Genomic DNA, 26,708 nt, shown 5'->3' with positions numbered 1-26,708 from the left:
CGAAAATGGTTACGAGGCAAGCGCATCGGAGTGCGCATCGCCCGCAAGGGCATCGAGTCCAGCGAACGATTGGGCCGCCGCCGCTGGGTGATCGAGCGGACCCTCTCGTGGCTGTCCGGCTACCGCCGACTCAGCCCCCGATATGAACGCAATCCCCGCAACTACCTGGCCTTTCTCGGACTCGCCGCAGCCATCTGCTGCTACAAGCGATACGTCCGCCTCACCACGTAGGACACCGTCTTAGTTGGCCGCAGGCCTGAAGCGGGTACCGAGGGCCGACGTCATTCTTTGCGATGCTGAGCGAACACCTGCTGCTGCTCGTCCCGCCAGCTCCAGTTGGTCGGCCGGGAGAAGGGCAGGGTTCGGGCCAGGCCGGAGAACTGCTCAGACGGCTCCCGACTGGCCTTGTTCACCACGATCGCCGAGAGCATCGGTGCTCGTCCGTCGTCGTTGCGGTGGAGACAGACGTCCTTGAGCAGGTAGGTCATGATTCCACGGTGAGGCGGGATGGAGTCGAAGCCATGTGTCGCCAACTCGGCGCTCAGCTCCCCATACGTGATGGTCTGCCCCTGCCGGGCATGCTTCCGCAGGATCTCCACGGCCGCTTCGATCGCTGCCGGATACTCCGGGTCTTTGATCCTCATTACGCCTCCCCCACTGCATGGACAATGCCCAGCCTGCGCATCGTATCGGCCGGACACTGGCCCGGTACCGATACAGGCAGCACAGCAACTCTCCTGACCTCAGCAGACCACCAGCAGTGTTCCGACCAACCCACCGACCCTCGATGGGACTTGACCAGCAGTTCGCGACGAAGAGGTCGTGCCGGACCATGCGACCGAGGCTCGCCCCCGTGAGCCAAGACGCCCGCCTCATAGCGAACCACCGAGTCCACGTCGTACCCGTGGTCCTGGCTCTGGCCAACCCGCCTTGGCAGCGGGCCGTATGGCTCGACCCTTCGACATTCGAGAATCTGGACCACGTATTCCACACGCTGTTCGACGACTTCTGCGACGCGGACGAGCCCGAGCGATACCTCAGGGTCAGTCTGAGGACGGAGGAAGAGGTCGCTCTCATGCGTGAGTTGGGCGTCGCGCTCAACGCTGCTGGAGATGAGGCGCCCGGCGATACCGACGCGGAGTATCTCCGGGCACCCTCCTGGCCGGACGTGGTCGCCGTCGCAGGTCGTCTTGCTCAGGTCATGGTCGCGAAATGACCTTCAGGAACTCGCAGTTCTGCACAATGCCGAGCCCAGCACCGGCCCTCGACAAGAGACGCAGGGGTGAGTGTCCAGCCGCGTGACAACGCCCAGGTGCACCGGCGGACAAGCGCGGCGGTGGCCCTACGCGGCACCCAACCCCAACCCCAAACCAGATCAGTCGGCATCAGCAGGCCGATCCGGCCCCGTGCCGCACGTGCCGCATCGGCAATGGCTCACCGGACAGACGTCTTCGATCAACAGGCGGCCCCTTCAAGGAGACCAGCTCCTAGCCGCCCGAGCCGGTCGCGCTGGCCCGTGCTTCCGCCGCGCCCGCGGCAGCGCTCCCCGCATAGGCGATGTTCGGCCGGGACGCCGGGGACATGCCGGCCCCGAGGAAGTAGTCGACGTGATGGGACTGCATGTAGCCCTTGAAGGTCATGGCGTTGCGGTAGGCGGGGTTGTGGGCCGGTGTGTAGAGGCGGGTGTTCGTCGGTTGGTTCGTGGTGAAGATGATCAGTTCGTTGTAGGACGCGTTGGTGTAGACGGCCTCCTCGCGCCAGTCGCCGAGGATGTCACCGACGAGGGTGGGGCCGCCCTGGGCGGCTGTGACGGCGCCGTAGTTCCAGGTGCTGACCAGACGGGGGAGGCTGCCGGTCGATGTCGGGTTGAGCGGGTTCCATTTCTCGATCTTGCCGTCGTTGAGGAGCTCTGTGGTGAGGTCGCCGTCCCACCACAGGCCCAGTTGAGGCCACGGCCGTAGTGAGGTGTTCGGTTCGGTCAGCTGGTTGGAGGCTGCGTTGAACAGGCCCGAGAAGGACCAGACCTCCATGCCGGGGAAGCGCGCGTCGACGTCGGCGGCCATGCCGCGTCCGACGTCGGCGGGGCCGCCGTTGTGCTTCCAGATGATGGAGCCGCTCGCCGCGTCGTAGTAGTACTCGAGCAGACCGCTCGGGTTGTCCTGCTGGACGCCGTAGCCCTCGAGGCCCGGGCGGCTGGGGTCCATGTCGGCGATGTGGAAGCGGTCGCCGTGGATGATGCCCTGGGGGCCCATGGAGTAGCGCAGGGTGCCGTCGCCGTTGAGGACGAACCCGATCTCGGCGACCTCGTCCGTCCCGTCGCCGTTGACGTCGATGGCTCGGGTGTTGTGGCCGTCGGGTGCGTTCTGGCTGCCGCGCAGCCACGTCCATTCCTGCCTCAGTGCACTGCCGGTGAACCTCCAGGCCGCCATCATCAGGTTGAACGCGCCGTCGTCGCGCCGGTTCTTCATGTAGGCGACCAGACTGGGCGTGGCGCCGTTGAGGTACGCCACCCCGAGACGCGCCCCCATCGGGCCGTCGCTCAGGTAAGTGGTGGGTATGGCGGCCCAGTTGCGCAGTGCTCCGGTCCGGCCGTCGAGGACGGCCATGAACTGTCGCGCGTCGTCCGCGTGCGTCCAGGTCGTTCCGTCGCCGAGCCTGACGCCGTCGGCGATCTTGAGGGCGACTTCCGCTCGGCCGTCGCTGTCGAAGTCGTAGACCGTGACACCGTCCCAGTGGCCTACGTCGATCGCGGACGACCCGGGTTCGATGTTGTCCTGGTTCTGGCTGTTCGGCCCCATGTCGACGTCCCAGAGGAAGTCGCCGTCGCTGCTGTAGGCCTCGAGCTTCTGGGGCGAGGTCTGCCGGTCCACCAGGTAGTCGTACTCGCCGTCGCCGTCGAGGTCGCCGACCCAGACGAACTTCACCGGACCGCCGGAGCGCAGCGGCACGCGGACCACGGGTTCCGTCGCGTGGTTGGCCGTCAACGTGAAGGCCCCGCTGGGCGCCTGTTCCTGGCCGCCCACGACCGCGGCCACGCGATAGCTGTTGGACCGCGTCAAGTCGGCCGTGGAGTCGGTGTAGTTGGTTCCGCCCGTCAGGACGGCGGTGTTGAGCTTGGTGTATGCGCCGCCACCGGTGGAGCGGTACACGTTGAAGCCGATGCCCTCCGGGTCCAGGCCCAACAGCCGCCAGGAGAACAGGACCTGGCTGCTGCCGGAGCGCACCGCCACGACCCCGCGTCCGAGGTTCTCCATCACGCGCGCGGCCTGGATCGTCACATCGCCGGCCGCGGCCGGGCCGGGCGAGGCGACGCTTCCCGGGGCGGCGGCCAGTGTGGCGCAGACGGCCAGGACCGCTGAGACGGCGACGGGGAGCCGGTGGGCGGCTCGCCACCGATGCGTTGAATGCACGACGGTCTCCTTGGGTTGCTCTCGGTTGCGTTCGTGGTGAGGTGCAGCGGACCCGGGCTCGGCTGCCCCAGTGGCCGCCTCGCTGGCGTGACCTCGCGCCGATCGGTCGCCAACGAGCCGTCCGGAGTTGAAGCGTTTGCACGGTGGCGATGGAAGCATCGTGATGCGTACGCGTCAAGATAAAACGCATGGCTGCATCTGTAGAGTTCAGACCGGTCATCGTGTTCTGATCGGCGGCGCGATCTTGATGTGAAAACGCTTGCACCTCAGCACGGTGTGCAGGAGGTGGGAGGCCGCCCGACAACCTGCCCTCGTGACTCCAGGAGCCCACGACACGGACGTCCTCCAGAGAGAACCGTGATGGCCGAATGCCGTCTGTTCCCGGTGGGTGAACGCCAATACCGTGTGCGACCGTCGCGTACTGGGGGGTCTCGTGAACGGTCTCCGCACAGTCATCGTCTGCCTTGTGATCGCATGCGCCACGGTCGTGTCACCGGCCGCGGCTGCGCCGCCCGCCGACGCTTCGAAGCCGAGCTGGTCGGCGCTGCCGGTGCCGGCCGCCGCCCCGCCGGTGACCGTGTCCGATCTCGCCGCCCGCGGGCCGGGCGAGGCGTGGGCGACCGGGTACGAGCACGCCTCCGACGGACTGCGGCCGATGTTGTACCGCTGGGACGGCACGGCATGGAACCGGGACACCACCTTCCCCGGAGCCGACGAGCTGGGCTGGCTCGGCAAGGTGCAGTTCGTCGGTGAAGAGGTGTGGATCTTCCACAACCGCGCGGGGACAGGGGAGATCCTGCGCCGGTCGGCGACCGGATGGAGTGCCGTCCAGTTGCCGCAGAACCTGTGGGTCTACCAGGACTTCACCGCCGTACCGGGCGCCGCGTGGGTGGTCGGTGAAGACGACACCGGGCTGAAGGTGTTGCACTACGACGGCTCCGGCTGGACCACGCAGTCCACCCCGGACGGAGTGCTCTACCTGATGGGCGTCACCGCGCGTACGGCCACCGATGCCTGGGCCTGGGCGGACACCGACACCGGGACCACCGTCCTGCGTTGGGACGGCACGGTGTGGCGGGACGCGCAGGTGCCGCTGCCGCCGAACAGCAACGTGCACACGATCCTGCTCGAACCGTCCGGCCGGGCCGCGATCGGGGGCAGCCAGTACACCGACGGCGTGTCCCGCACTTACCTGATGACCTTCAACGGGCGTACCTGGCGCACCACTTACCCCTCCCTGGGTGACACGTACACCGAGGGCATGACGCGCGGCCCGGACGGCGCCCTGTGGCTGCCGGTGCGCAGCGACCGTGCGTTCCAGTCGAAGTACGCACGGGTGGACGGCCCCCGCACCACCTTCTCCTACGGCCCGGAGCGCACGAACGCGATCGACGTCAAACCGAGCGCACTGACGAGGGCCGGGTCCTCACTGCTGTCCTTCGGGACCGTCGAGATCTACGGCTCGAAACCGAACCTGATGAGCGAGCGGCTGGGAGGCTGACCATGGCGCGCAGACTTCTCGTCGCGGCTCTCGCCGTCGCCCTGACCCTCATCACCTTCATGACCACGGCCACGGCGGAATCCCAGTCCTGGCAACACGTTCCCGTGCCGGCACAGGTACGTCCCCAGGCCGCACTGAACGAGGCCGTGGCGCTCGGGCCGGACCGGGGCTGGGTGGTCGGTGCCGACGCCGTCGGCCGCGAGGCACCGGGCTTCCCGCTGGTGCTGCGCTGGGACGGAACCACCTGGCAGCGCCAGAACCTGCCCGGGATCGGCTGGCAGGGAGAGCTGCTGTCCGTCGCCGCGACCTCACCGACCACCGTCTGGGCGGTCGGCCGCGACTCGGCGGGCGGCACGCACCTCCTGCGCTACGACGGCACTGCCTGGCGCGAGAGCCGGCCGCCGCGGGGTGTCCTGCTGAGCAGAGTGGTCTCCGGTGGCGGCGAGACCTGGCTGATCGGCACGCGGGACGGCGCCCAGGTACTGCTGCGCTGGGACGGGCGCGGCTGGCAGGACGTGCCGGCGCCACCGGGGGCCGTGTACGGCCTGCACATCCTGGCGGCGGACGACGTCTGGGCCGCGGGCGAGACCAGCTCGGGCGCGGCGGTGTCGCACTGGGACGGGCAGATGTGGGAGCAGACGATCGTGGACGGGTTCCCGCGCTCGGCCGTGGGCAGCGTGCTGGCGGTCTCGCCGACGGAGGTGTGGGCGGGTGGCACGGCCGGGTTCGTCGGAGGTCCGGTGGGCCGGCCGATCCCGCCGCTGCTGGTCCGCTTCGACGGACATGAGTGGAGCCATGCGACCGTGCCCACCGACTTCGGCGGCATCACGTCACTGTCGCCCACCGCGTCCGGCGAGCTGGGCTGGGTCGCGGTGGCCCGCTCGCAGAAGTGGGGCCCGCCGGGCAGCACTCCGCCGTGGGTCCCCGGACCGGACTTCCTCGCCTGGAACGGACAGTCGTTCGCCGAGTACAGCGAACCGGCGGTGGCCGGGGAGGGGGACTCCAGGACGCTACGGCTGGCACCGGTGCCGGGCACGTCGACGGTGTGGTCGGTCGGCCGCGCCGACGGCCCCGAGGGCACCTTCGCCCCGCGCATCCTGCGGTTCGAGTGAGATGGCCAACGGGGTTCTGTCCGGAGGCCGTTGGACAGGCTGGTGGCACATCGGGGAGGTCCGGGGGTGCTCGTCGGCCTGGCGGGTGCGCTGTCCGATCCTCCACGCCGCCCAGCCCTGATCGTGACGCGGCAGGAACACGACCTTGGACCGGCAGCTTGGGGGCCGTCGAACGATGTCGGTGGTGCCAACTAAGCTCCCGCCCATGAGTGAGGCAGACGGAGGTCCCGGCAGACGAGTTGTCGACGGGCGCTTCGAGTTGGAGGGCCGCCTCGGCGGCGGCGGGATGGGAATGGTCTGGCGGGCCAGGGACCTGGTCCTGCACAGGCTGGTGGCGATCAAGGAGGTCCGTCCGCCGGACCGCGACCTCGCCGAGTACGATCCCGAGGCCGCGCGGATGCTGCGTGAGCGCGTGCTGCGCGAGGCCAGGGCTCTGGCCCGGATCGACCATCCCAACGTCGTCACCATCCACCACATCGTCGACGGCGGCGAGGGCACCTACCCGTGGATCGTGATGGAGCTGGTCGGCGGCGGCTCGCTCGCCGACCGGCTGGCGCAGGGACCGATGCCGCCGGCCGAGGCGGCACGGATCGGCCGCGGGGTACTGGCCGCACTGACCGCGGCGCACGACGCCGGAATCCAGCACCGGGACGTCAAGCCCGCCAACGTCCTGCTACGGCCGGACGGGCGCCCCGTCCTCACCGACTTCGGCATCGCCGCGATCCGTGAGACGACCAGCCTCACCGCCACCGGCTCCATCATCGGCACACCCGACTTCATGGCGCCGGAGCGCATCTCGGGCCACGAGGGCGGACCCGCGTCCGACCTGTGGTCGTTGGCGATGATGCTCTACAACGCGGTGGAGGGCCACCACCCGCTGCGTCGGGCCAGCACCCTTGCCACGCTCGCCGCTGTCCTCCACGAGGACGTGCCGCCACCGGTACGGGCCGGCCTCCTCGGTGACGTCCTGATGAGCGTGCTGGTACGGGACCCGGCAGCGCGGGCCTCCGCCGCGGTCCTGGACCGAAGACTGGCCGTGATCGAGGCGGAGCCGACGACGGGCCCGACGCCCCCGCGCGACGAACCCACCTCGTACCCCCTGCCCGCACCGTCGCCGCCCACGGGCCCTTGGTACCCCGGCGCGCCCGCCACTCCTGCCGCCTTCGGGCCCCTTTCGGCCAACCCGATCCAAGGGCCGACAGCACCTCAATCGGTGATCGCCCCTACCCGAGCGCCACGCCGACGCGCCCCGGGCCGCCCCTTGCTGCTGAGCCTGTCGGGAACCTCGCTCGTCGGCGCCGTAGCCCTGTTGTGGTGGCTGCTGCCCCTGGACGACGGATCCGCCGACCTGAACACGGGAGGCCCGTCGACGCCCACGTCGTCCTCAACACCCACCTCAGTCTCGACGCCGACGTCGGGCTCGCCTTCCGCCGGCTCGGATTCGCAGGAGACCGCGACGGGGAGCATGCTCACCCCCGCCAACATCCGCATCGCCATCAAGGCGTTGGAGAAGGAGAGCGGGCGGAAGAGGTTCGGAAGCTTCTCCGTCTACGACGACTACGTGACGGCTCAGATGATGGTCGACGGCAGTGACACCGCATACGAGACGTACGACTACCGCCCGGGCAAGGGCGCGGAGAAGAGCATCATCGACAGCACCCTGCCGAGTGGCGACAAGCCTTTCGCCGTCGAAGACTTCAACTGGGACAGTATTCCCGCTCTCTTGGCAGAGGCGGAAAAGAAGCTGAACGTCAAGGAGGTCGAGACCCGATATGTGCTGGTGCGCCAACCCAGCGTCTTCAACCCCTCGTTCGGACTGTCGGTCTACCTGTCGGACAAGTACGGCCGTGCCGGTTACCTCCAGACCGATACCAAGGGCAAGGTGACGGAGGTGAACCCGGCAGAGGACTGACCGTTTCGCGCGGTCGCCCGTGTCCGTCGGCCGTTGAGTATCCGCTATGCTTGATCTTGAGCTGGTCGCCAGAACTCCTGGTTTCCGGTCGCGCGTTGGTGGTCCAAGGAAAGACGCCCCGCTTCCTGCGGGGAGATGCAGGTGCAAGGCCTGCCCGGCGCTCAGAAGCAGAGCCTGTCCCGTCGCACTCGGGACAGGCTCTGTGTGTTTCCGGCCTTCTGGACCACCTTGAGCCGCGCGGCTTTCCCGTGACGCCGCACATCTCGTGCGCGGCTGTGGCACTGTGGAGACGCTGGCCCGTCGCTCTCCCCCGTAGCGGCGGGCCAGACCTCTGTCACGATCACCAGCGGCGTGGTGTCGGTCGGTTGTCGGGCGCTGTTGGTGCGATGTCGGTGGCCTGTCGGTCAGCGTCGGGATCTTTCCGGAGGAGGCCGGCCGGGGATCACCGGGCGGCCCGATCCCCAAGGCCCACGCCGCGCTCGCCGACGACATCGAGGCCGCGCTCAGCGAGTACGAAGAGGCCATGTTCCTTCGCAGCACCGAGGTCGCCACGGTGACTGTCCCCTTGCCCGAGTGCCGTCCCGCTGCGTGACATGCGCCGCTCGGGTCTCTCTCCGGGGCTGCCCGTCAGTCGCGTGGCGGGGCCGGCGTCTTGGCGCAGAGGTAGGGGCGCGCGAGCAGTAGCCCGGTGCTGGTCAGGGCGATGCCGATGTAGACCGGTGCGAGGTGGATGAAGCTGGTGTAGTGGATCACTCCGTGGACCACGACGGCGGGCAGGAAGCCGGCGGTCGCCGCCGCGGCCAGGGTCCAGAACACCCAGGCCTCACCCCGCCGCCAGCCCCACGCGCTGAGCAGGAGGATCGCCACGGCCGCGGACATCAGGGCGCCACCGAACCCCGCGCGGTCGTGGGCGACGAACGGCACGAGCCGGGGATTGACGGCTTCCAGCGCCTGCGCGCTGGTGCCGAGGAAGGTCAGGTCGGTCGGCACGAAGACGCCGGTGAGGCCGACCACGGAGATCACCGCGCCGCCGACGAACAGCCCGGCCCCCGTGACGATCAGGAGAAGCTGGCCGGTCAGCGCCCGTCGGCGCTCCGGCTCCGGTCCCTCGGGGGCCAGGCGCCAGCGGGGTGCGTGCGGGGTCCGGCGGACCCCGGCCACGAACATCGGGAACAGGACGAGGGTGGTGGCCGTGTGCAGGGGTTCCACGAAGCCGGTGGCCAGGAAGTAGAACAGGGTGGGAAAGCCGATGGCCCCCGAGAGCAGATACACCTCGCGGGCCCAGGGCCAGCCGCGTCGGATTCCGCCCACGGCGAGGCCGGTGTAGAGGGCGCCGATCGCCACCATCGTGCCGGCCATGGTGATCCGGTCGTGCTGGAGGAAGTGCACGAGGTGGTGGTTGGCGGCGTGCAGGTCGTGCAGCGTCATGCCGAGGTAGTCGCGGTCGTACCAGAGCAGTACCGGCCCGAGGGTGATCGCCGCGGCCCCGAGTCCGGCGCCCGTCATCCCGAGCCCGACGAGCAGCGCCCACCACCAGGCGGGCCAGCGGCGGGGGTCGAGGCCGACGTCCCGTAGGTGTGGAGCGGGCGCGGTCGGAGTGGCCGCTTCGGTGACCCGGGCGAACCAGCCGGGTCCGGACTCGACGAGCACCCCGGGCCGGGCGAGCACGACCGTGCCCGGCTCCTGGAGCGCGGCGGCCGCGGCGGTGACCGACGGGTCGGACACGTGGACCAGGTGCGGGTCGTCGTCGCTGGTGAACCCGTCGACATGGGGTTTGAGAGCGGCCTCGACCTCGGGGTCGCAGGTGCGGACGACCAGCGGGATCGTGCGGCCGGCAGCGGCCTTGCGTACCGTCTCGGCGTCGGCCGCCGCGACGGGCGCCACCTCGACGACACCGGCCCCGAGCGGGGGCATGGCGTGTACCGCTGCGCGGGCGAGCGAGGGCGGGACGGAGATGCCGAGGCGGACGGTCACGGGTACGCCGACGATGTCGCCGGCGAGCTGCCGCGGCGGATGGCGGTGGCCGAACCCGCGGGCGATGAGTCGCGCGCCGGCGGGGCGGGAGCCGATCCGGGCGAGCATCCCCAGCGCGGTGCGCTGTGAACGGCGTCGGCCGAGGACGGCGGCGGCCGCCCGGCGCAGCGGGTGATAGGTCCAGTCCGGCATCAGTGGGTCTCGCTCTGTGTCGCGGTCGTCCGGTCATCGGGTGCGGTCCAGCCGAGCACCGGCGTCATGGAACGCAGGGTCGCTCGCGTCGGTGTCAGCCGGGCGGCGATGTCGCGCAGCAACACCGCTGGTGGCCAGGACAGCTGGCCGAGGGCGCCGAGCCGGGCGGAGCGGCGGGTGATGGCCTGGGTGCGCGGGCGGCGCAGCAGGTCGTACGAGCGGAGCGCGGCGGTGACGTCCGGGGTGCTGTCGAGGCAGTGGGCGAGGGTGACCGCATCCTCCAGCGCCTGGCAGGCGCCCTGGCCCAGATTGGGGGTCATCGCGTGGGCCGCGTCGCCCAGCAGCGCGATGCGCCCGTGGACGAAGGAGGGAAGGGGCGGCAGGTCGTACAGGTCGTGGCGGAGCACCGCGTCCGCGGGGACGGCGGCCAGCAGGGCGGGGACGGGATCCGGCCAGGATCCGAACCGGCGCAGCAGCTCGGCGTACTCGGAGGAGGCGGAGGCCGCTCCGGCCGGGAGCGACGCGGTAGCGAAGCAGTACATCCGCCCGCCCGGCAGCGCCGTGTAGCCGAACCTCTCCCCGCGGCCCCAGGTCGCCGCGCCCTCGGCGGGCGGCTGGGGGAGGGGCTCGGTGACCATGCGCCAGGCGGTGTAACCGGCATACCTGGGGGCGGCCGCTTCGGGCCACAGCGCGCGCCGGACCACACTGCGCAGCCCGTCGGCACCGATGACGAGGTCGGGCCGGGACTGCCCCCCACCGTGATCCACGACCGGGCCGTGGCCGTCGTCGAGAACCGCGGACACCTCGCTGCCCGGCCGTAGGCTCTCGGCGGGCAGCGCCTGGGTGAGCGCCCGCAACAGGTCGGCGCGGTGCAGGACCATCAGGGGGTGGCCGAAGCGGCGTGCCAGTTCCGCGTTGTCCGTGCGGGAGAGCCACCGGCCCCGGCGGTCGCGTACGCCGCCTGCGGCCTCGACTGCGCCCAGTGCCCGGACGGTGTCGGCCAGGCCGAGCGCCTCGAGTGCGCGCAGCGCGTTCGGCCACAGGGAGATGCCGGCACCGATCTCGGTGAACTCCGGAGCCCGTTCCAGCACCTCGACACGCCAGCCCCGGCGATACAGGGCGATGGCTGCCGCGAGCCCGCCGATGCCGCCGCCGACGATGGTCGCAGCGCGCTGCGGCATGGTTCCTCGCTCTGTACTAAGGGGCACTGCCCCCGCTCTGGTGGCCGTCGATCCGGTGCCCGAGCGGTATGCGACGCGACGCAGGTCCGGCTGAGCAGCGCCTCATAGCAACATGTCGACAGACGCCTGTCAACGTGCCTCCCGTGCCCTTGATGCGGAGCCGGGAGGTGACTCATCGGCGGTGCCCTGGCCTTGATATTCGAGTGAACGGACGGCGTGCGCTGCTTAGGGTGACGGCGTGGACCCAGCTGACTTCTACACCGGCATCGTCGCAGAGCTCTACGGACCTCTGAAGTCCTTCTCCCAGGACCCCGAGCCCTATGCGGCCTTCGTTCAGCGAGCCGGCATGCCGGCACTGGAGTTGGGGTGCGGCGACGGTGACCCTCTGCTCGAACTGCGCCGGCGCGGTCTGGAGGTCGAGGGCGTCGACTCCTCCGCGGACATGCTCGACCGCCTCCGTCGCCGGGCCGACGAGCAAGGCATCCGTGCGACCGTGTTCCAGCAGCGCATGGAGGCCTTGAAGCTGCCCCGCCGCTACCGGGCGATCTTCCTCGCCGGACCGACCTTCACCCTGCTCCCCGACGACGACGCGGCGCTGGCCGCCCTGCGCGGCATCCGCGCTCACCTGGCGGAGGGCGGCACCGCCCTGGTGCCGCTGTTCACCCCGGCACCGACCCCGGCCGAACAGATCGGCCGCGTCCGCACGGCTGCCGCACCCGATGGCGCCGAGCTTCGCGTGTCCGTCGTCGCCGAACAACGCGACGAGACAGCTCGAACACAGACGACGCTACTGCGCTACGAACGCCACCATGCGTCGGACAGCAGCGTTGTGGAACGCCCCTGGATCCTGCATTGGTACACCCGGGACCAGTTCGAGAAGCTGGCCGCGACGGCCGGCCTGACCGTGAGCGCGGTCACCGATCCTGACGGCAAGCCCGCCCCGGCCGATGACACCGGCCTGCTGCACTTCCGGCTCCAGGCCGGCTGACCAGGTCATCACCCCGAGTTGCCCTTCGCACGGTCAGCCGTCTGCGGCGCGCTCTGCGAGGTCGGGAGCGTGCGTCCAAGGCTTACGAGCGGGGACAGAGCCATCACCAACGGGGACAGCAGCATGCCTGTGGCTGTCGCCAGGAGACTGGTGCGCAATCCCCAGGCCTCCGCGAGGAATCCGCCGAGCAGCGAGCCGAGCGGGGAGAGCCCCATGCCGACAAACGTGATCGTCGCGGCGGCGCGGCCTTGCATTCCGTCCGGAGTGATCGTCTGCCGGACGGCCATGACCGCCACATTCACCAACTGGCTGCCGACCCCGAACACGAAGTTGACCGCGAGGAGCGCGGGAACGGTCACCGCGGGGGAGCCGTGCAGCGCGGGTACACACAAGAACACGCCGTCGCCGAGTGCCGCCGCGGCCACGAGTACCGGGCCGTACCCGAACCGGTTGGGCAGACGGGCTGCCAGGACGGAGCCCAGAAGCGCGCCCGGCCCTGTCGCGGCGAGGGCCAGCCCTACGGCAGCGCCGGACAGGTGCAGTTCCCGCGGCAGGAAGAGCAGATAGACGGTCATCACGGCCGCGAACGAGAACTGGAAGGCGGCTGAGGCCAGGCACACGGTCCGCAGTGCCGTATCGCGGACGACGAAACGTAGGCCCTTGTGGATCCGGCGCCAGACCCGCGGGGGACGTTCCCCATGCCCGGAGGTCGATTCGACTCGACGGATTCGGCGGATCGACAGGAACGACAGGGCGAAGAACAGTGCGCTGGAGACGGCGGCGATCGGCGCCGACAGCAGCGACACCAACGCGCCACCAAGGGCGGGACCGCCGATCTGCGCCGCGGACCGGCTGCCCTCAAGGGCGCTGTTTCCCCGCACCAGTTGTTCGCGTCGCACCAGTCGTACGAGACACGCCTGGTACGCCACGTCGAAGAACACCGACAGGGCCCCGACGGCGAAAGCGATCACGAACAGCGCGGGCAGGCCGAGCCAGCCGAAGAGGCCTGCCACGGCTGCGGCACCCAGGGCAAGGGTCCGGCCCGCGTCCGTCAGCACCATCACCGTGCGAGTGCGCCACCTGTCCACCCACGCGCCGACGAACAGCGAGAGCAACAGGATCGGCGCCTGCCCCACGGCACGCAGGACGCCCAGTTCGGTCGCACCGGCATGGAGCGTCAGGACGGCGAAGAGCGGAAGGACGACCAGACCTGCTTGTTCCCCGAGTTGGGAGGCGGTCTGCCCCACCCAGAGTCTGCGGAAGTCGCTGTCCCGCCACAGGCTGGACGGCACGGATCGACCGGAATCGCATTCAGCGGAGGAAGCGGACGGCACGGGGATCCCTCGGGTTGCCGACAACGAGGCCTGCCACCGGGCACCCGACAGGTGCGCCGACGGTCCAGGCAGGAGAAGACTCGCTGTGCCGCGACAACAAGGGCAGCACGCGATGACGGGCCGGTCACGGCCTACGACGTCAACGCGCGCCCGGAAGACCGACCATCTCTCAACTCCTCGTGGGCGACTCGCCGCACCAGACGCTAGCCGTCGCCGGCCCGACGCGAAAGGCGGTTTCTCCCGCCTCTCGCGTCGGGCCGAGCAGGCTGAACCCGGCGTACAGCCCTACTCGTCCGCGGCACCGATGCGCCGCAGCCACGACCGGACCTCCGCATCGGCTGTCCCGACTTCCTCGCCGCGCACCGCGAGCCCTTCTCCGATGGTCGCGCCCGGGCAGGAGGCCGCGTAGTCGCGCTCGGTCGTACCCAGTCCGCTCATCGCATGCGTCGTGACCGGATGAACGGTCTTCCCGCGGAGGTCGTACCTTTCGGCGAAGGTCGACATGATCATGGGTGCTCTGACGTTCCAGATGGGGCTGGCCAGCAGGAACACGTCGTAACGCGCCACCGAGGACAGGGGGTTGGCGATGGTCGGCCGGGCGTCGGCGTTCTGTTCGCGGACGTTGCGGGCGACCGTCTCGTCGTAGTCGTCGGAGTAGGGATCGACGGCTTCGATGCGGTGCACGTCGCACGCGATGTGCTCGCTGATCATGCGGGCGAGGACTTCCGTGTTTCCGGTCCTGAGGTCGGTGCGTCCGCCGTTGAAGTAGTTCGCTCCCGGCCGGGAGAAGTAGGCCAGCAGGATCCGCTTTCCGGACAAGGGGACCGTCGCAGGTCGCTCACCGGCCTCCGGTGCCGCCGCGCCTGGCTGCGAGGTGGAACAGCTTGTGATCTGGACACCGGTCACGATGGTGGCTCCTCCCAGGAGTGCGCCGCGAAGGAGGATGCGTCGCCGTGGCGCAGCGGGTTGGCCCTTCCGCGTGCCGGGTCCGGCCGCTGTCATCCGTTGGTTCCGCGCAGGGAACGGGCAGCTTCGAGGTCCGCGCGTACCGTCTGCGGCTCGGCTTCGACGGGAAGGTCGGACGGGTCCAGCACGCCGTCCATGGAGCCGGATTCGTCGGTCTTGAGGGCGCCGAAGAGCTCCGCCCAGTCGGACGGCTCCTCGCCCGTGTCGGCGATGAGCTCGAACGTCTTGCCCAACGCGGTGTCGGTCAGCAGGCTTTGGACGAGTGTCTCGGCGATCTGGTCGCGGGCGATCCCGCCGTCGGCCGTGCCGCCCTGTTCCAGAACGAGGCGACGCTGCGTCGGACCGGCGTGGTCGAACCAGCCGGGCCGGACGATGGTGTAGGGCAGGCCGCCGGCCCGCAGGAGGCGCTCGGAGCGCCGCTTCCACGGAGTGGCGCCGGGGATGTCGCTGCGCGTGGCGTAGACGGACGTCATCAGCGCCACGCGCGGCCGGGCGCCGTCGAGGGCCCGCAGAATGTTGCGCACGCCGCCGTAGTCGACGTGCGCCCGGGCGTCCGGGCGGGAGTCGCCCCCGGATCCATGGGTGAGGACGATGGCGTCGGCTCCGACGACCGCGCTCCGCAGGGAGGCGGGATCCTCAAGGTCGCCCTGCACCAGTTCGACGCCGGGAAGCAGCCCTCGGGCTCGCCGTACGTCGCGTACCAGTGCCCGCGGGCGCAGGCCGTGCCGTTGTGCGGCCTCCACCGCGAGCCGTCCGATGCTGCCGGTCGCGCCGACCATGAGTACGTCGGTGATGTGCTGCGTCTGGGACATGGTGAAGCCCTGCTCCATGTGGTGTGACGGAGGTACCCGCGCGAGTCTGTTCTGGTGCGGTCGTGGTGCCGTCCGTCCGGTCAGCTGTCCAGGCGCCGTGCGCTGAGCCGGCTGACCATGTCGGGGGCGCGGTGGTCGAAGAACAGCGAACTGCCGGTTTCCAGGGTGGCGATGGAGGCCATCTGGTCGTCGGCGAGTTCGAAGTCGAAGATGTCGATGTTCTCCGCCATGCGCTCGGCGCGGACCGACTTGGGGATCGCGACGACGCCGCGCTGCGTCAGCCAGCGCAGCACTACCTGTGCCACGGACTTGCCGTGCTTCGCACCGATCTCGCTCAGGACCGCATTGGTGAACAGGTCGTTCTTGCCTTCGGCGAACCCGCCCCAGGACTGGATCTGGACGCCGTGCTCGCGCATGAGCTCCTGGTCGCCGGTGCGCTGGAAGAACGGGTGCGTCTCGATCTGGTTGACCGCGGGGGTGATCTCGTTGTTGAGGACGAGGTCGAGGAGCCGGTCGGGGTAGAAGTTGGCGACGCCGATCGCCTTGGCAAGGCCCTCGCGGTTGAGGGCCTCCATGGCGCGCCACTGGCCGTACACGTCGCCGTAGGGCTGGTGCATCAGGTACAGGTCGACGTGGTCGAGGCCGAGCTTGGCCAGCGACGTCTCGAAGGCGCGTCGAGTGTTCGCCTCGGCGGGCGCGTCCTGGACCCACAGCTTGGTGGTGACGAACAGTTCCTCGCGAGGGATGCCACTGTTCTTGATCGCGTGGCCGACGGTCTCTTCGTTGCCGTACGCGGCGGCGGTGTCGAGCAGCCGGTAGCCGGCGGCGAGCGCCTCGGTGACGGCCTGCTCGGTCTGCTCCGGCGGGATCTGGTAGACGCCGAAGCCGAGGAGCGGCATTTCGGCGCCGTTGTTGAGGGTGACGGTCTGCATGAGGGCGTTCCTTACGTCTCGCGGGTTCTTCGAGCATCCCGCCATTCCGGCCCGGGTGGCAGGCCGAGCTGTGCCGGGGAGCGGCGTTCGGGGTAATGACAGGGCCCCCCACGCGCCTGCCACCCAGGTCAGCGCGGTGTGAGACTGGCGGTATGGCATCCGAGCGGAGCACAGACAAGGGCAGTGACGCGGAGCTGGGCCGGTTCCTGCGTGCGCGGCGTACCCAGACCAGCCCCGACCAGGTCGGCCTCACCGTGGGCACGAACCTGCGCCGCACCCCGGGCCTGCGCCGCGAGGAGCTGGCCACGCTGGCCGGCATCAGCATCGACTACTACGTCCGCCTGGAGCGCGGCAAGGAGACCCGCCCCAGCCCCTCCGTGCTGGACGCGATCGCCCGCGCCCTGCACCTGGACGAGGCCGAGCACCAGCACCTGCGGGAGCTCGCCACCCGGGCCGCGCGGTACGCCCCCGAACCCCCTCCGCCGCCGAGCCGCAGTGTGCGCCCGGACCTGAAGCTCGTCCTGGAGACCCTGCGCCCGAGCCCCGCCTACGTCATCAGCCGCAGCATGGACCTGCTCGCCTGGAACCCCGGCGGCCTCGCCCTGTTCGCGGGACTGGCCGACTGGCCCGCCACCCAGCGCAACATCGCCCGTTATCTCTTCCTGCATCCCACCGCGCGCACCCTCTTCCCGGACTGGGACTACCAGGTCCGCGGCTGCGTCGCCCGGCTTCGCGCTCAGTCCGGCATCGACCCCGACGCTCCCGACCTCACCGACCTGGTGGGTGAACTGCTGCTCAAGAGCCCCGACTTCGTCAAACTGTGGGAGCGCTACGACGTCGTCAGCCGCAAGAAGATCCAGAAGACCTTCCACCACCCCGAGGTCGGTGTCCTGACTCTCAGCGGTCAGAGCATGCACCTCGAAGGCACTCCCGGCCAGCGCCTCGGCGTCTACACCGCCGAACCCGGCACCCCCGACCACGACGCCATGCTCCTGCTCGACATGACCGCACCCCAGCCCATCCGGCACCCGGACGAGAAGGCTGAGCAGCAACGGCGCCGCCAGTCCTGACGGTTTGTTCGGGGTCGAGCCCTGGACATCCTCGCCAGGCGGACCAGCAGCTCCACCAGCGGGCCGCGCATCCCCGTAGAGACACCGGGCAACGAAGGAATGCGAGACATGAGCAAGGAACCCAGGCCCGCCAAGGAAATCGTCGTCGTCATCGGCCCCGGCAGCATCGGCCTGGCCATCGCCCGCCGTGTCGGTACCGGCCGTACCCTGCTGCTGGCCGCGCACGACGAGAAGACCTCGCAGGCGGCCGCCGAGCAGCTGCGCGGCGAAGGGTACGAGGTGGCAGTCCGGGCCACCGACATCTCCGATCAGGACCAGGTCGAGGCGCTGGCCGCCGCGGCCGCCGAGATGGGCGAGGTCACCCAGGTGATCCAGGCCGCCGGTGTCTCGCCCACGCAGGCGAGCATCGAGCGGCTGCTGCACGTCGATCTGCTGGGCACGGCGTATGTCCTGGACGCGTTCGCCCGTGTGATCGCGCCGGGCGGGGCAGGCATCGTGGTCGCCAGCATGGCCGGGCACCGGGAGAGCCCCTACCCGCGCGAGATCGAGCACGCGCTGGCGACCACCGAGACGTCGCAGCTGCTCGCGCTGCCCTTCCTCCAGCCGGACCGGCTCGGCTCCTCCGTCCACGCCTACGCCATGTCCAAGCGGGCCAACTCGCTGCGTGTGCAGACCGCTGCCGCCGCTTGGGGCAAGCGTGGCGCCCGCGTCAACGCCGTCAGCCCCGGCGTGATCATCACCCCGCTGGCCCTGGACGAGCTCTCCGGCCCGCGCCGCGAGTGGTTCGACAAGGTGCGCGAGACCTCGGCGGCCAAACGGTTCGGCACCGCCGAGGAGGTGGCCGCGGCCGCTGCCTTCCTGCTCGGCCGGGAGGCGGGCTTCATCACCGGGGCCGACCTCCTGATGGATGGTGGCGTGACCGCGGCGCTGCGTGCGGGTGAGCTGACGACGCCGTAACGAGCCGACGGCCGAGGCCGTGAATCCGCCCGGGTCCGGGACCGCAGTCCGGACCCGGGCGGAGGGCTGTCCACGGATGTGCAGGGTCGCGGACGGCACGAACCACGCGAGCCGTATGGCGCGCCGAAACGGCCCCGGTCACCGCCTGCCTTCTGCGCTCGGCCGTCGGCAATACGGTCGGACCGAAGACCGGTGAGCCGGGTCGGCCCTGGTGAACGAGCCTTCGGGCGCCCTCCACATGCGGCCGAGTGATGGTGCGCGGGGGATGGCCGATCGGCCGAGGTGGGCGACTGTGACCCGTGCGAGGGATGGCCGATCGGCCGAGGCGAGGAGCGGGTGCGCGCGGCGAGAGTGGTGATGTCAGCCGGGGTCGATCCGGCCGTGACACTCGCTCGGGTCCGCGGATTCCAGGAGCCCTCCGCATGGTGGGTCCCTGGGCGGGCCTGGTTCCACTGAGAGGGCTCCCGCGTGCGGATACGACCAGGGCCCCCGGGACCGCGCGTGCGCACGGCGGCGGTCGCCCAGGCCGCTGAGCGGATGACGCCGGCCACGGCAGACCACCCCGAAGCCGGCCACCCGTCATCCGGAGCCGCGGATCGAGACACGGACGGCCCCGGCGCGCCTTGATCCTGTCCCGCCGCCTCTGAGACGGCCCGGCCCTCCCCCTCACGGCTCCTCACCGAACCCGGAAATCCGTCATGGCCCTGCAAACGCCCTCAGTACTGCCTCCCGTTCTCTCCCCACCGTCCGTACGACGCCGAGAACCTCGGTCGCCCGTGCCTCAGGCGTCCCGAGTCCCGCTGCTCGCGGTCGCCGCCGTCCTCCCGCTGTACGGCGTGTGGGCTCTCTTCCTCGCGACGGGCGGCGGTGATCTCGCCGCGCAGTACGCGTGGGCGGGGTTCTTCACCCGGCACCCGGGCACGCCGTACGGGCTCTTCTGGTTCGGCGGAGCGCACATCGCCAACTACAGCGTGCTGTCACCGCCGTTGATGGCGGTGCTGGGCGTCCGTACCGTCTCCGTCCTCGCCGGGGTGAGCGCCACCTGGCTGGTGGCCCGGCTGCTGGAACGCACTGTCCCGCGGGTGGCGGTGTGGCCGGCCCTGGTCGCCGCGCTGGGCCTTTGGTACAACGTCGCGCTGGGCCGCACCACCTTCGCCCTCGGCCTCGCCCTCGGACTTGCGGGACTGCTGACCGTGGCCGGCCGTCGGCCCCGACCCTCCCGGCTCACCGCCGCTGCCCTCGGCGCCCTGCTGGCGACCCTGGGCAGTCCGGTGGCAGGGCTCTTCCTGCTGGTCGCGGGTGCCGGCTATCTGCTGGACCGGCAGTACGGCAAGTCCCTCGCCCTCGCGGTTCCGCCCATCGCCGTGGTCGGCTGCACGACCCTGCTGTTCCCCTTCCAGGGCGAGCAGCCCATGGCGGCGAGCCGGATGGTCCTGCCTGTGCTGCTGTCGGCCGCCGTGGCGTGGGCGGCTCCGCGTGAGTGGAGGGTGGTGCGGGCCGGGGCCGTCGTGTACGCGGTCGGGGTCGTCCTGTGCTGGCTGGTCCCCTCGCCGATCGGCTCCAACGTGGAGCGGCTCGCCGTGCATCTCGCCCCGGCGGTACTGCTCGCGGCCGCGCTCCATCACCGTTCCACGGCGACCCGCAATGGCATACGGCGGAGTCGTTCGCGCGGGGTGGCGCTGCTGGTCGCCGCTCTGTCCGTGTTCTACCTCTGTCTGACGTCGCTGGGGAATCTGCGCGGCCCGGATCCTGTCCCGGCCTGGGCCTCGCACGCCGACGGGGTGTTCGCCGCACTGGACCGGCTGGGCGCCGACCGCACGCGAGTGGAGATGCCGACCGACGTCGACCATCGTGGCGCCACCCTCCTGGCCCCGCACGTGCCACTGATGCGGGGCTGGAACCAGCAGCTCGACGTCGAGCGGGGGCGGCTGTTCTACGACGGTTCGCTGGACGGTCCGCGCTACCACGCCTGGCTGCGCCACTGGGCGGTCGGTTACGTCGTCGTGCACACCGGTACTCCCGAGAGGTCGGCGGTGGGCGAGACCGACCTGATCGCGGCCGGGCAGGACTGGCTGGAGCCGGTCTTTCACGACCGGTACTGGAAGATCTACCGCGTCCGTGACGCCCGCCCGCTCGTGTCCGCTCCGGCCCACGTCAGGCACGGGGGAGAGGCGGACCTGTCCCTGTGGATGCCGCGCGCCGGGACGGTGACCGTGCGGATCGCGTACTCGCCGTGGCTCCGTGCCGAGGGGGCCTGCGTGCGGGCGAACGGCCTGTGGACCGAGGTGACCGTGCACCGTGCGGGCGAGTACCGGCTGACGTCCGAGTACGCCAGCGGGCGCTCCGCCGAAAGCGGCTGCGGATGATCACGAACCAGCGGACCGTACAGGCTGTACGACGCGGTCCGGACTGCCCGCTTTCCCGAGGACTGCGGTCGATCGGCTGAACGGTCTCGGGAGGGTCAGGTCAGGGGAGAGGCGGGGTCGTCCTCCACGGCCGCCGACCGGTCGTCGTGCGTCGGCGTCCTCTTCGTGGGCTGGTCCTGTCCGAGCAGGTCGAGCAGGACCATCGCGTCGTGATCGGCGGTGCCGGGCTCGGCGTAGTACGTCACCAGGCGGTGGCCGGGGGTGCCTTCCAGTTCCATGGACTGGTAGCCGAGGGTGAGGTCGCCGACCTCGGGGTGGTGGAAGGTCTTGCGTCCGTGGGTGTGGCCCTTGACGTCGTAGCGCTCCCACAGGCGGGCGAACTCCGGGCTCTTGAGGAGGAGTTCGCCGGCGAGCCGGGTGAGGTCGGGGGCGTCGGGATCGGTGCCTGCCAGGGCGCGCAGGCGGGCGACGCAGCCGCGGACCTGGGTGTTCCAGTCGTGGAAGAGGTCGCGCGCGGCGGGGTGGAGGAAGAGGTAGCGGGCGATGTTGCGTTCCTTGGCCGGCCAGTCCTGGATGCCGGGGAGGAGCCGCATGCCGCCGGGGTTGGTGGCGAGCAGGTCGTTGGTGCGGCTGACGAGGTGCGCGGGGTGGGGGCGCAGGCTCTCCAGGAGCAGCTTCATGCCGGGCCGGACGGTACGGCTGGGAGGGGTGGGCGGCTCGGGCGCACTGCGTGCGGCGCGGGTGGCCAGGCTGCGCAGGTGCTCGTGCTCGTCGTCCTCCAGCAGCAGGGCGCGGGCGAGGGAGTCGACCACGGACGCGCTGGGCCGGGTCTCCTTGCCGCGTTCCAGACGGACGTAGTAGTCGATGCTGATCCCGGCCAGGGTGGCCAGTTCCTCGCGGCGCAGGCCGGGCGTACGGCGCAGGCCGGCGCCGGCCGTCAGGCCGACCTCCTCCGGGGCCACCCGGGCCCGGCGGGCACGCAGGAAGCGCCCCAGCTCGGTGCCCCCACCGTTCTGCTGCTCGCTGTTCATACCGTCCAGTCTGCGGGCCCCTCGGCCTGTGAGGCATAGGCGTGGGGGGCCCTGGCACACCCCCGAACAGCGCTCCCCGGCACAGCTCGCCCTGCCACGCGACGTCTTCGGCGCGCAGGCTGGATGCCGGTTGAAGAACACATTCCGTACCGAGAACTCGCTTCGTGATTCAGGAGATCCACCTGTGTCCAGTCCCGTCGCGTCGGCCAAGCCGTCCGCCGACACCGCCATCGAGCAGAGCGGCACCGTGAACGGTGCCCGGTGGGCGCTGGCGGCCGCACTGCTCGGCTTCTTCGTGATGACGCTCGACGCCCTGATCGTCAATGTCGCCCTGCCCGAGATCGGGCGCGGCTTCGGCGGCGGCATGACGGGGTTGCAGTGGGTGGTGGACGGATACACGCTGATGTTCGCCGCGCTGCTGCTGTCCGCGGGGTCTGTCACCGACCGGATCGGTGCGCGGCAGGCGTTCGGGGCGGGGCTCGTGGTGTTCACCGTCGCCTCGGCGGCCTGTGGCTTCGCGCCGAATCTGGGCGTGCTGGTCGTGGCGCGGCTGGTGCAGGGTGCGGGAGCCGCGGTGATCGTCCCGGCCTCGCTGGCGTTGATCCGCGAGGCGTTCCCCGACCCGGCACGGCGTGCCCGGGCGATCTCGGTGTGGGCGATGGGCGGCTCGGTGGGCGCCGCGGCCGGTCCGGTGCTGGGCGGTGTGCTGAGCGAGCTCAGCTGGCGGATGATCTTCTTCGTCAATCTGCCGGTGGGTGTGCTGGCGCTGTTCCTGCTCGCCCGGACCGCCCGCTCACCCCGCCAGGGCGACGCCCCGTTCGACTGGACCGGGCAGATCGCCGCGGTGGCCGCCATGGGCGGTCTGACCTACGCGGCCATCGAGGCCGGCGCCGTCGGCCCGGGCGCTCCGCGCGTGCTGCTCGCCCTGGCGGTTGCCGTGGTCGCGGCGGTGGTCTTCGTGGCGGCCCAGGCGCGCGGCCGCAACCCGATGGTGCCGCTGGAGCTCCTGCGCGCCCGGACGATGGCGCTCTCGGCGACCATCGGGTTCGCGCTCAACGTCGGCTTCTACGGCATGATCTTCCTGCTCGGCCTGTACCTCCAGCAGGAACAGGACCTGTCGCCGATGGCCACCGGTCTGGCGTTCCTGCCGATGACGCTGCTGACCGCGGTCGTCAGCCCCACCGCCGCCCGGCTGGCCGCGCGATTCGGTCCCCGGATGCCGATCGTCACCGGCCAGCTCCTGATGGCCGCCGGCCTGGTGGCGCTCTGTCTCCCGTCGGTATCGGCGCCCGCCTGGCTGCTGGTCGTGCTGATGATCCCGGTCGGAACCGGCGGCGGCCTCGCCGTCCCGTCGGTGACCTCACTGCTCCTCGACCGCGTCCCCGCCCAGCGCGCCGGCACCGCGAGCGGCGTACTCAACGCCTCCCGCCAGCTCGGCGGCGCCCTGTCGGTGGCTGTCTTCGGTGCCCTGGTCTCCCACCACGCGCAGTTCCTGCACGGGCTGCGGACCAGCCTCCTGATCGCCGCGCTGCTCGTGGTCCTGACCGCGGCGGCCTCCGTACTCCTCAAGGAGAAGACCTCATGACCTCACCCGCCTGGACGAGCCAGGAACTCGACAGCGTCGAACACGCGGAGGAACTGCAGATCGCGTCCCTGCGACGCGGCGGCGAACCCGGCGGCCGGCGAACCATCTGGGTGGTCCGGGTCGGCGACGGCATCTATGTCCGCTCCGTCGACGGCCCCGGCTCCGACTGGTACCGCGGCACCCGTGTCCGCCAGGAAGGCCGTGTCCAGGCCGGCGGAGTGACGAAGGACGTCACGATGATCGACGCCGCCGACGACATCAACGACGCCGTGGACGCCGCCTACCGGGCCAAGTACGGGCACTACGCCGCCTACATCGTCAAGGCCATCACCAGCCCCGAGGCGAGCTCCACCACGATGCGGCTCGAGCCGCGCTGACCAACCCGCCCACGGTCAACAGCAGTTGCACCAGAACCACCGGACCGGAGAAACCATGCTCACCGTCAACGCGTACGCCGCCACAGCCGCGACCGAACCTCTCGCCCCCACGACCATCGAGCGCCGTGACGTCGGCCCGCACGACGTCCTCATCGAGATCAAGTACTGCGGCATCTGTCACTCCGACATCCACCACGCGCGCAGCGAGTGGGGCGAGCAGAGCTACCCCATCGTGCCCGGCCACGAGATCGCCGGCATCGTCACCGAGGTCGGCTCGGAGGTCAGCCGGTACGGCGTCGGCGACCGGGTCGGCGTCGGCTGCATGGTCAACTCCTGTGGTGAGTGCGAGCCGTGCCAACAGGGCAGGGAGCAGTATTGCCTGAAGGGCAACACCCTCACCTACGGCTCGATCGACCGGGACGGCAGCCTCACCCAGGGCGGCTACTCCACCCATGTCGTCGTGAACGACGACTTCGTCGTCAGCATCCCGGAGGGCATCGGCCTCGACGAGGCGGCGCCGCTGCTGTGCGCCGGTATCACCACCTACTCGCCGCTGCGCCGCTTCGGCGCGGGCCCCGGCAAGAAGGTCGCCGTCGTCGGCCTGGGCGGCCTCGGCCACATGGCCGTCAAGCTCGCGCACGCGATGGGCGCCGAGGTCACCGTCCTGTCGCAGTCGCTGAAGAAGATGGACGACGGTCTGCGTCTGGGCGCCGACCACTACTACGCCACCAGCGACCCGGCCACCTTCGAGCAGTTGGCCGGCACCTTCGACCTGATCGTCAACACGGTCAGCGCCAAGCTCGACCTGGACGCCTACCTCGGCCTGCTGGCCGTGAACGGCGCCATGGTCAACGTCGGCGCCCCCGCCGAGCCGCTGTCGCTCCAGGTGTTCTCGCTGATCCTGCAGGGCCGGTCGTTCGCCGGTTCGCTGATCGGCGGCATCCGCGAGACCCAGGAGATGCTCGACTTCTGCGCCGAGCACGGCATCGGCTCCGAGATCGAGGTCATCCCGGCCGAGAAGGTCAACGAAGCCTACGAGCGAGTGCTGGCCTCCGATGTGCGGTACCGGTTCGTCATCGACACTTCGACGCTGAACTGACCGCACCGGCATGAGACCACCCCGTACGAGGAGCAGCGCCCCCTGGAGCCCTCGTACGGGGTGTCGCCGACCGTGAAGGCCGCGGGAACGCCTACTGGACGAGCTCCCAGTCCTGCGAGCCGTCCGTGGCCGCGTTCTGCAAGGTCAGAGGTGCTCCGTCGGAGGCGCCGGTCAGGTACAGGCTCGTGTTCTTGACCGACTGCAGCTTGTAGAACCCGTCACTCGTCTTGATCAGGTTCCAGCTGCCGGTGGCGCTGTCGTCGACCCATTGGCCGATCCGTTGGCCGGCCGTCGCGTTGCCCGTCCAGATGGCCGCCGCGCGGCCGCCCGACTTGTTCAGCAGGGTCGTGCCGCCGTTCGGTTCGGTCACCACGTGCCAGTACTGGGTGTCCGGGTTGGCCGCCGCGCCGGGGTCCTCCAGGACGACGTCGGGAACGTCGCCGTTGCCGAGGTTCGCGTCGTTGGAGTTGTTCCCGGTACCGATCACCTGGTCGGTCTTGCGGTTGACCAACCGGTAGTAGGCGCCGGCCGACCGGCCGAGGTCGACCTCGGCGTAGGCGATCGTCGAGGTGCCCTGGTTGTTGAGGATCGCGATGCGGCCGGTGCCCTCGACGTACTGCAGGTTGCGGCTGTAACCGGCCGGTGAGGTCGTCTGGTACTCCGTCCACACTCCGTCGCTGCGCCCGCTCTCGTTGACCCAGACGTCGCCGCTGTTCGACGCGTTGTAGGTCAGGCGTCCGTCGGGGAGCCGGATGATGACCGGGCTGCCGCCGCCCGTGAGCGGATGGGAACCCGCGACGACCGGCAGCGAGCCGACGGACATGCCTGTCTGTGTGCCGCGGAAGAACTTCAGAGGGTCGTCGGTGATCGCGTACCGTGTGTTGGCCCCGCCGCCCCAGTACTCGAACGTCAGCATCCACCGGCCGTCCGTCGTGGGGACGACATTGGTCATGCCCGGCCGGCCGCCACCGATCTCTGTCTTGCCGCCCCCCATGTCCTGGCTGGAACCGGAGATATCGACGACCGGGTCGCTCCACTTCCCGTCGCTGCCGTCCCAGGTCTTGTGGACGAGGATCTGACCGTGCGAGTCGACGGCGGTGTCGTTGGCGGGGTCGAGGGTGGGGACACCAGTGACCGGGTTGAAGCCCGTGTAGTCGTTCTCGTCGGAGTAGTAGCAGACGAGCTTGCCCTTGTGGACCATCAGGTACGGCTCCCACAGGGGATCGACCTGCTTGTTCGTGTTGGCGCTCGCGATGTTCTGCCCGATGGCGCCCGCGCTGCCGCCTTGCCACCCACCGGTGGCGATGACGTTGACCACCTTCCACGTCTTGCCGTCGTCACTGCTCGAATACAGGGCGATCGCCAGGTCCTTGCGGTCCCCGTCGTTGTTCGGCGTCCAGTTGGGGTCGGCCGCCTTGTGCTCCTTGTAGTAGTAGTCGTCGCCCGACACGACACTCGCCAGGAGCAGCGTGCCCTTCTTGAGGCTGCCGACCTTCTGAGGAAGGACGTAGAGGTAGGGGTTGGTCCAGTTGCTCGTGTACTTCGCGTACTTGGAGTCGCTGGAGAGGTACGCGGGAGCCTTGACCTCCGACAGCGGCTGCCACGACGTGCCGTGGTCGTCGCTCTTGTACACGGGGAGGGTCTGTCTGTCGGCGCTGCCCGTCGCCGACACGACCGTGGACTTCTCGAACGACGCGACCAGACGCCCGCTCGGCAGCTGCGCCGACTTCGGGTAGACCGCGCAGTTGCCCCGCCCCTTCAGACACGGTTCGTTGCCGAGCTGGTAGAGGATCCCGCCCGTCGGGTTGTACGCCTGCGCACTGGAGGCGGGTATCGCCAGCATCGCTGATGCCGCGACGAAGGTTCCCAGCGCTTTTCCTGCTCTTCTTCTGTGCATTGCCGCTCCTCG

Annotated in this window: 22 protein-coding genes; 12 read left to right on the top strand and 10 right to left on the bottom strand. The window is 70.3% G+C overall.

Annotated elements, in window-relative coordinates; all coding sequences use genetic code 11:
* A partial coding sequence (locus ACWD3I_RS43165) for a transposase (RefSeq protein ID WP_451084348.1) occupies window positions 1–231 on the top strand: 231 nt, incomplete at its 5' end.
* 50 nt (window positions 232–281) lie between these two features.
* On the opposite strand, the gene ACWD3I_RS43160 is transcribed toward ACWD3I_RS43165, so the two are convergent.
* Complete coding sequence (locus ACWD3I_RS43160; protein ID WP_365400305.1) at window positions 282–644, bottom strand: hypothetical protein; 363 nt, start codon at window positions 642–644, stop codon at window positions 282–284.
* Between the two features lie 209 nt (window positions 645–853).
* Here ACWD3I_RS43160 and ACWD3I_RS43155 point away from each other — a divergent pair, with 209 nt between their 5' ends.
* Window positions 854–1,216 carry an SCO4402 family protein gene (locus ACWD3I_RS43155; protein WP_365400302.1) on the top strand — a complete coding sequence of 121 codons (363 nt, stop codon included), beginning with the start codon at window positions 854–856 and terminating at the stop codon, window positions 1,214–1,216.
* A 271-nt stretch (window positions 1,217–1,487) separates the two neighbouring features.
* On the opposite strand, the gene ACWD3I_RS43150 is transcribed toward ACWD3I_RS43155, so the two are convergent.
* A complete protein-coding gene (locus ACWD3I_RS43150; RefSeq protein WP_365400299.1) occupies window positions 1,488–3,410 on the bottom strand; it encodes a rhamnogalacturonan lyase family protein in 1,923 nt (640 codons plus the stop codon).
* Between the two features lie 433 nt (window positions 3,411–3,843).
* On the opposite strand from ACWD3I_RS43150, the gene ACWD3I_RS43145 reads away from it, so the two are divergent.
* The 3 genes from ACWD3I_RS43145 to ACWD3I_RS43135 all read left to right on the top strand — a co-directional run bounded on the left by ACWD3I_RS43145 (window position 3,844) and on the right by ACWD3I_RS43135 (window position 7,935).
* On the top strand, window positions 3,844–4,911 hold the full coding sequence (locus tag ACWD3I_RS43145) for a hypothetical protein (RefSeq protein ID WP_365400297.1): 1,068 nt from the start codon (window positions 3,844–3,846) through the stop codon (window positions 4,909–4,911).
* A gap of 2 nt (window positions 4,912–4,913) precedes the next feature.
* Window positions 4,914–6,023, top strand: coding sequence for a beta propeller repeat protein (locus ACWD3I_RS43140; RefSeq protein WP_365400294.1), 1,110 nt, complete (start codon window positions 4,914–4,916; stop codon window positions 6,021–6,023).
* A 205-nt stretch (window positions 6,024–6,228) separates the two neighbouring features.
* Complete coding sequence (locus tag ACWD3I_RS43135) at window positions 6,229–7,935, top strand: serine/threonine-protein kinase (RefSeq protein WP_365400291.1); 1,707 nt, start codon at window positions 6,229–6,231, stop codon at window positions 7,933–7,935.
* Between the two features lie 627 nt (window positions 7,936–8,562).
* On the opposite strand, the gene ACWD3I_RS43130 is transcribed toward ACWD3I_RS43135, so the two are convergent.
* Together ACWD3I_RS43130 and ACWD3I_RS43125 are read right to left on the bottom strand one after the other, a co-directional pair.
* Window positions 8,563–10,101, bottom strand: coding sequence for a hypothetical protein (locus ACWD3I_RS43130; protein WP_365400288.1), 1,539 nt, complete (start codon window positions 10,099–10,101; stop codon window positions 8,563–8,565).
* Window positions 10,101–11,282 (bottom strand): FAD-dependent monooxygenase, encoded by a 1,182-nt coding sequence (locus ACWD3I_RS43125; RefSeq protein ID WP_365400286.1) that lies wholly within the window; start codon window positions 11,280–11,282, stop codon window positions 10,101–10,103. The genes ACWD3I_RS43130 and ACWD3I_RS43125 overlap by 1 nt, the downstream gene beginning before the upstream one ends.
* A gap of 238 nt (window positions 11,283–11,520) precedes the next feature.
* Between ACWD3I_RS43125 and ACWD3I_RS43120 the strand changes: the two genes are divergently transcribed.
* Entirely contained in the window at window positions 11,521–12,270 is a 750-nt protein-coding gene (locus ACWD3I_RS43120; protein ID WP_365400283.1) for a class I SAM-dependent methyltransferase, read from the top strand.
* Between the two features lie 8 nt (window positions 12,271–12,278).
* Here ACWD3I_RS43120 and ACWD3I_RS43115 read toward each other — a convergent pair whose 3' ends face one another.
* The 4 genes from ACWD3I_RS43115 to ACWD3I_RS43100 form a co-directional block, all read right to left on the bottom strand.
* Window positions 12,279–13,604: an MFS transporter gene (locus tag ACWD3I_RS43115; RefSeq protein WP_365400280.1), complete on the bottom strand. Its 1,326-nt coding sequence runs from the start codon at window positions 13,602–13,604 to the stop codon at window positions 12,279–12,281.
* A 285-nt stretch (window positions 13,605–13,889) separates the two neighbouring features.
* A complete protein-coding gene (locus ACWD3I_RS43110; RefSeq protein WP_365400277.1) occupies window positions 13,890–14,510 on the bottom strand; it encodes a flavodoxin in 621 nt (206 codons plus the stop codon).
* A gap of 92 nt (window positions 14,511–14,602) precedes the next feature.
* Window positions 14,603–15,382: an SDR family oxidoreductase gene (locus tag ACWD3I_RS43105; protein ID WP_365400274.1), complete on the bottom strand. Its 780-nt coding sequence runs from the start codon at window positions 15,380–15,382 to the stop codon at window positions 14,603–14,605.
* Window positions 15,383–15,462: 80 nt separating this feature from the next.
* The gene (locus ACWD3I_RS43100) at window positions 15,463–16,314 is read right to left on the bottom strand and encodes an aldo/keto reductase (RefSeq protein ID WP_365400271.1); all 852 of its coding nucleotides are present in this window, start codon (window positions 16,312–16,314) and stop codon (window positions 15,463–15,465) included.
* Window positions 16,315–16,466: 152 nt separating this feature from the next.
* On the opposite strand from ACWD3I_RS43100, the gene ACWD3I_RS43095 reads away from it, so the two are divergent.
* From ACWD3I_RS43095 to ACWD3I_RS43085, 3 genes are all read left to right on the top strand, one after another.
* The gene (locus ACWD3I_RS43095) at window positions 16,467–17,384 is read left to right on the top strand and encodes a helix-turn-helix transcriptional regulator (RefSeq protein ID WP_365400268.1); all 918 of its coding nucleotides are present in this window, start codon (window positions 16,467–16,469) and stop codon (window positions 17,382–17,384) included.
* Window positions 17,385–17,492: 108 nt separating this feature from the next.
* Window positions 17,493–18,341 (top strand): SDR family oxidoreductase, encoded by an 849-nt coding sequence (locus ACWD3I_RS43090; RefSeq protein ID WP_365400265.1) that lies wholly within the window; start codon window positions 17,493–17,495, stop codon window positions 18,339–18,341.
* A gap of 698 nt (window positions 18,342–19,039) precedes the next feature.
* Window positions 19,040–20,707 (top strand): hypothetical protein, encoded by a 1,668-nt coding sequence (locus ACWD3I_RS43085; RefSeq protein WP_451084347.1) that lies wholly within the window; start codon window positions 19,040–19,042, stop codon window positions 20,705–20,707.
* 95 nt (window positions 20,708–20,802) lie between these two features.
* Here the strand turns inward: ACWD3I_RS43085 and ACWD3I_RS43080 are convergent, their stop codons facing one another.
* A complete protein-coding gene (locus ACWD3I_RS43080) occupies window positions 20,803–21,738 on the bottom strand; it encodes a helix-turn-helix transcriptional regulator (protein ID WP_365400259.1) in 936 nt (311 codons plus the stop codon).
* A 184-nt stretch (window positions 21,739–21,922) separates the two neighbouring features.
* Here ACWD3I_RS43080 and ACWD3I_RS43075 point away from each other — a divergent pair, with 184 nt between their 5' ends.
* From ACWD3I_RS43075 to ACWD3I_RS43065, 3 genes are read left to right on the top strand one after another with little or no spacing between them, the layout of a single operon-like run.
* Window positions 21,923–23,323: an MFS transporter gene (locus tag ACWD3I_RS43075; protein WP_365400257.1), complete on the top strand. Its 1,401-nt coding sequence runs from the start codon at window positions 21,923–21,925 to the stop codon at window positions 23,321–23,323.
* Window positions 23,320–23,700: a DUF2255 family protein gene (locus ACWD3I_RS43070; RefSeq protein ID WP_365400255.1), complete on the top strand. Its 381-nt coding sequence runs from the start codon at window positions 23,320–23,322 to the stop codon at window positions 23,698–23,700. Before ACWD3I_RS43075 ends, ACWD3I_RS43070 begins: the two co-directional genes overlap by 4 nt.
* 55 nt (window positions 23,701–23,755) lie before the next feature.
* Window positions 23,756–24,799 carry an NAD(P)-dependent alcohol dehydrogenase gene (locus ACWD3I_RS43065; RefSeq protein ID WP_365400253.1) on the top strand — a complete coding sequence of 348 codons (1,044 nt, stop codon included), beginning with the start codon at window positions 23,756–23,758 and terminating at the stop codon, window positions 24,797–24,799.
* 91 nt (window positions 24,800–24,890) lie between these two features.
* Here ACWD3I_RS43065 and ACWD3I_RS43060 read toward each other — a convergent pair whose 3' ends face one another.
* Complete coding sequence (locus ACWD3I_RS43060; RefSeq protein ID WP_365400250.1) at window positions 24,891–26,696, bottom strand: RICIN domain-containing protein; 1,806 nt, start codon at window positions 26,694–26,696, stop codon at window positions 24,891–24,893.
* Window positions 26,697–26,708: the final 12 nt, after the last annotated feature.

The sequence above is a fragment of the Streptomyces sp. NPDC002817 genome, from assembly GCF_053592055.1.
The sequence above is the reverse complement of the archived record's forward strand: the minus strand, read 5'-3'. Positions and strand labels throughout refer to the sequence as shown.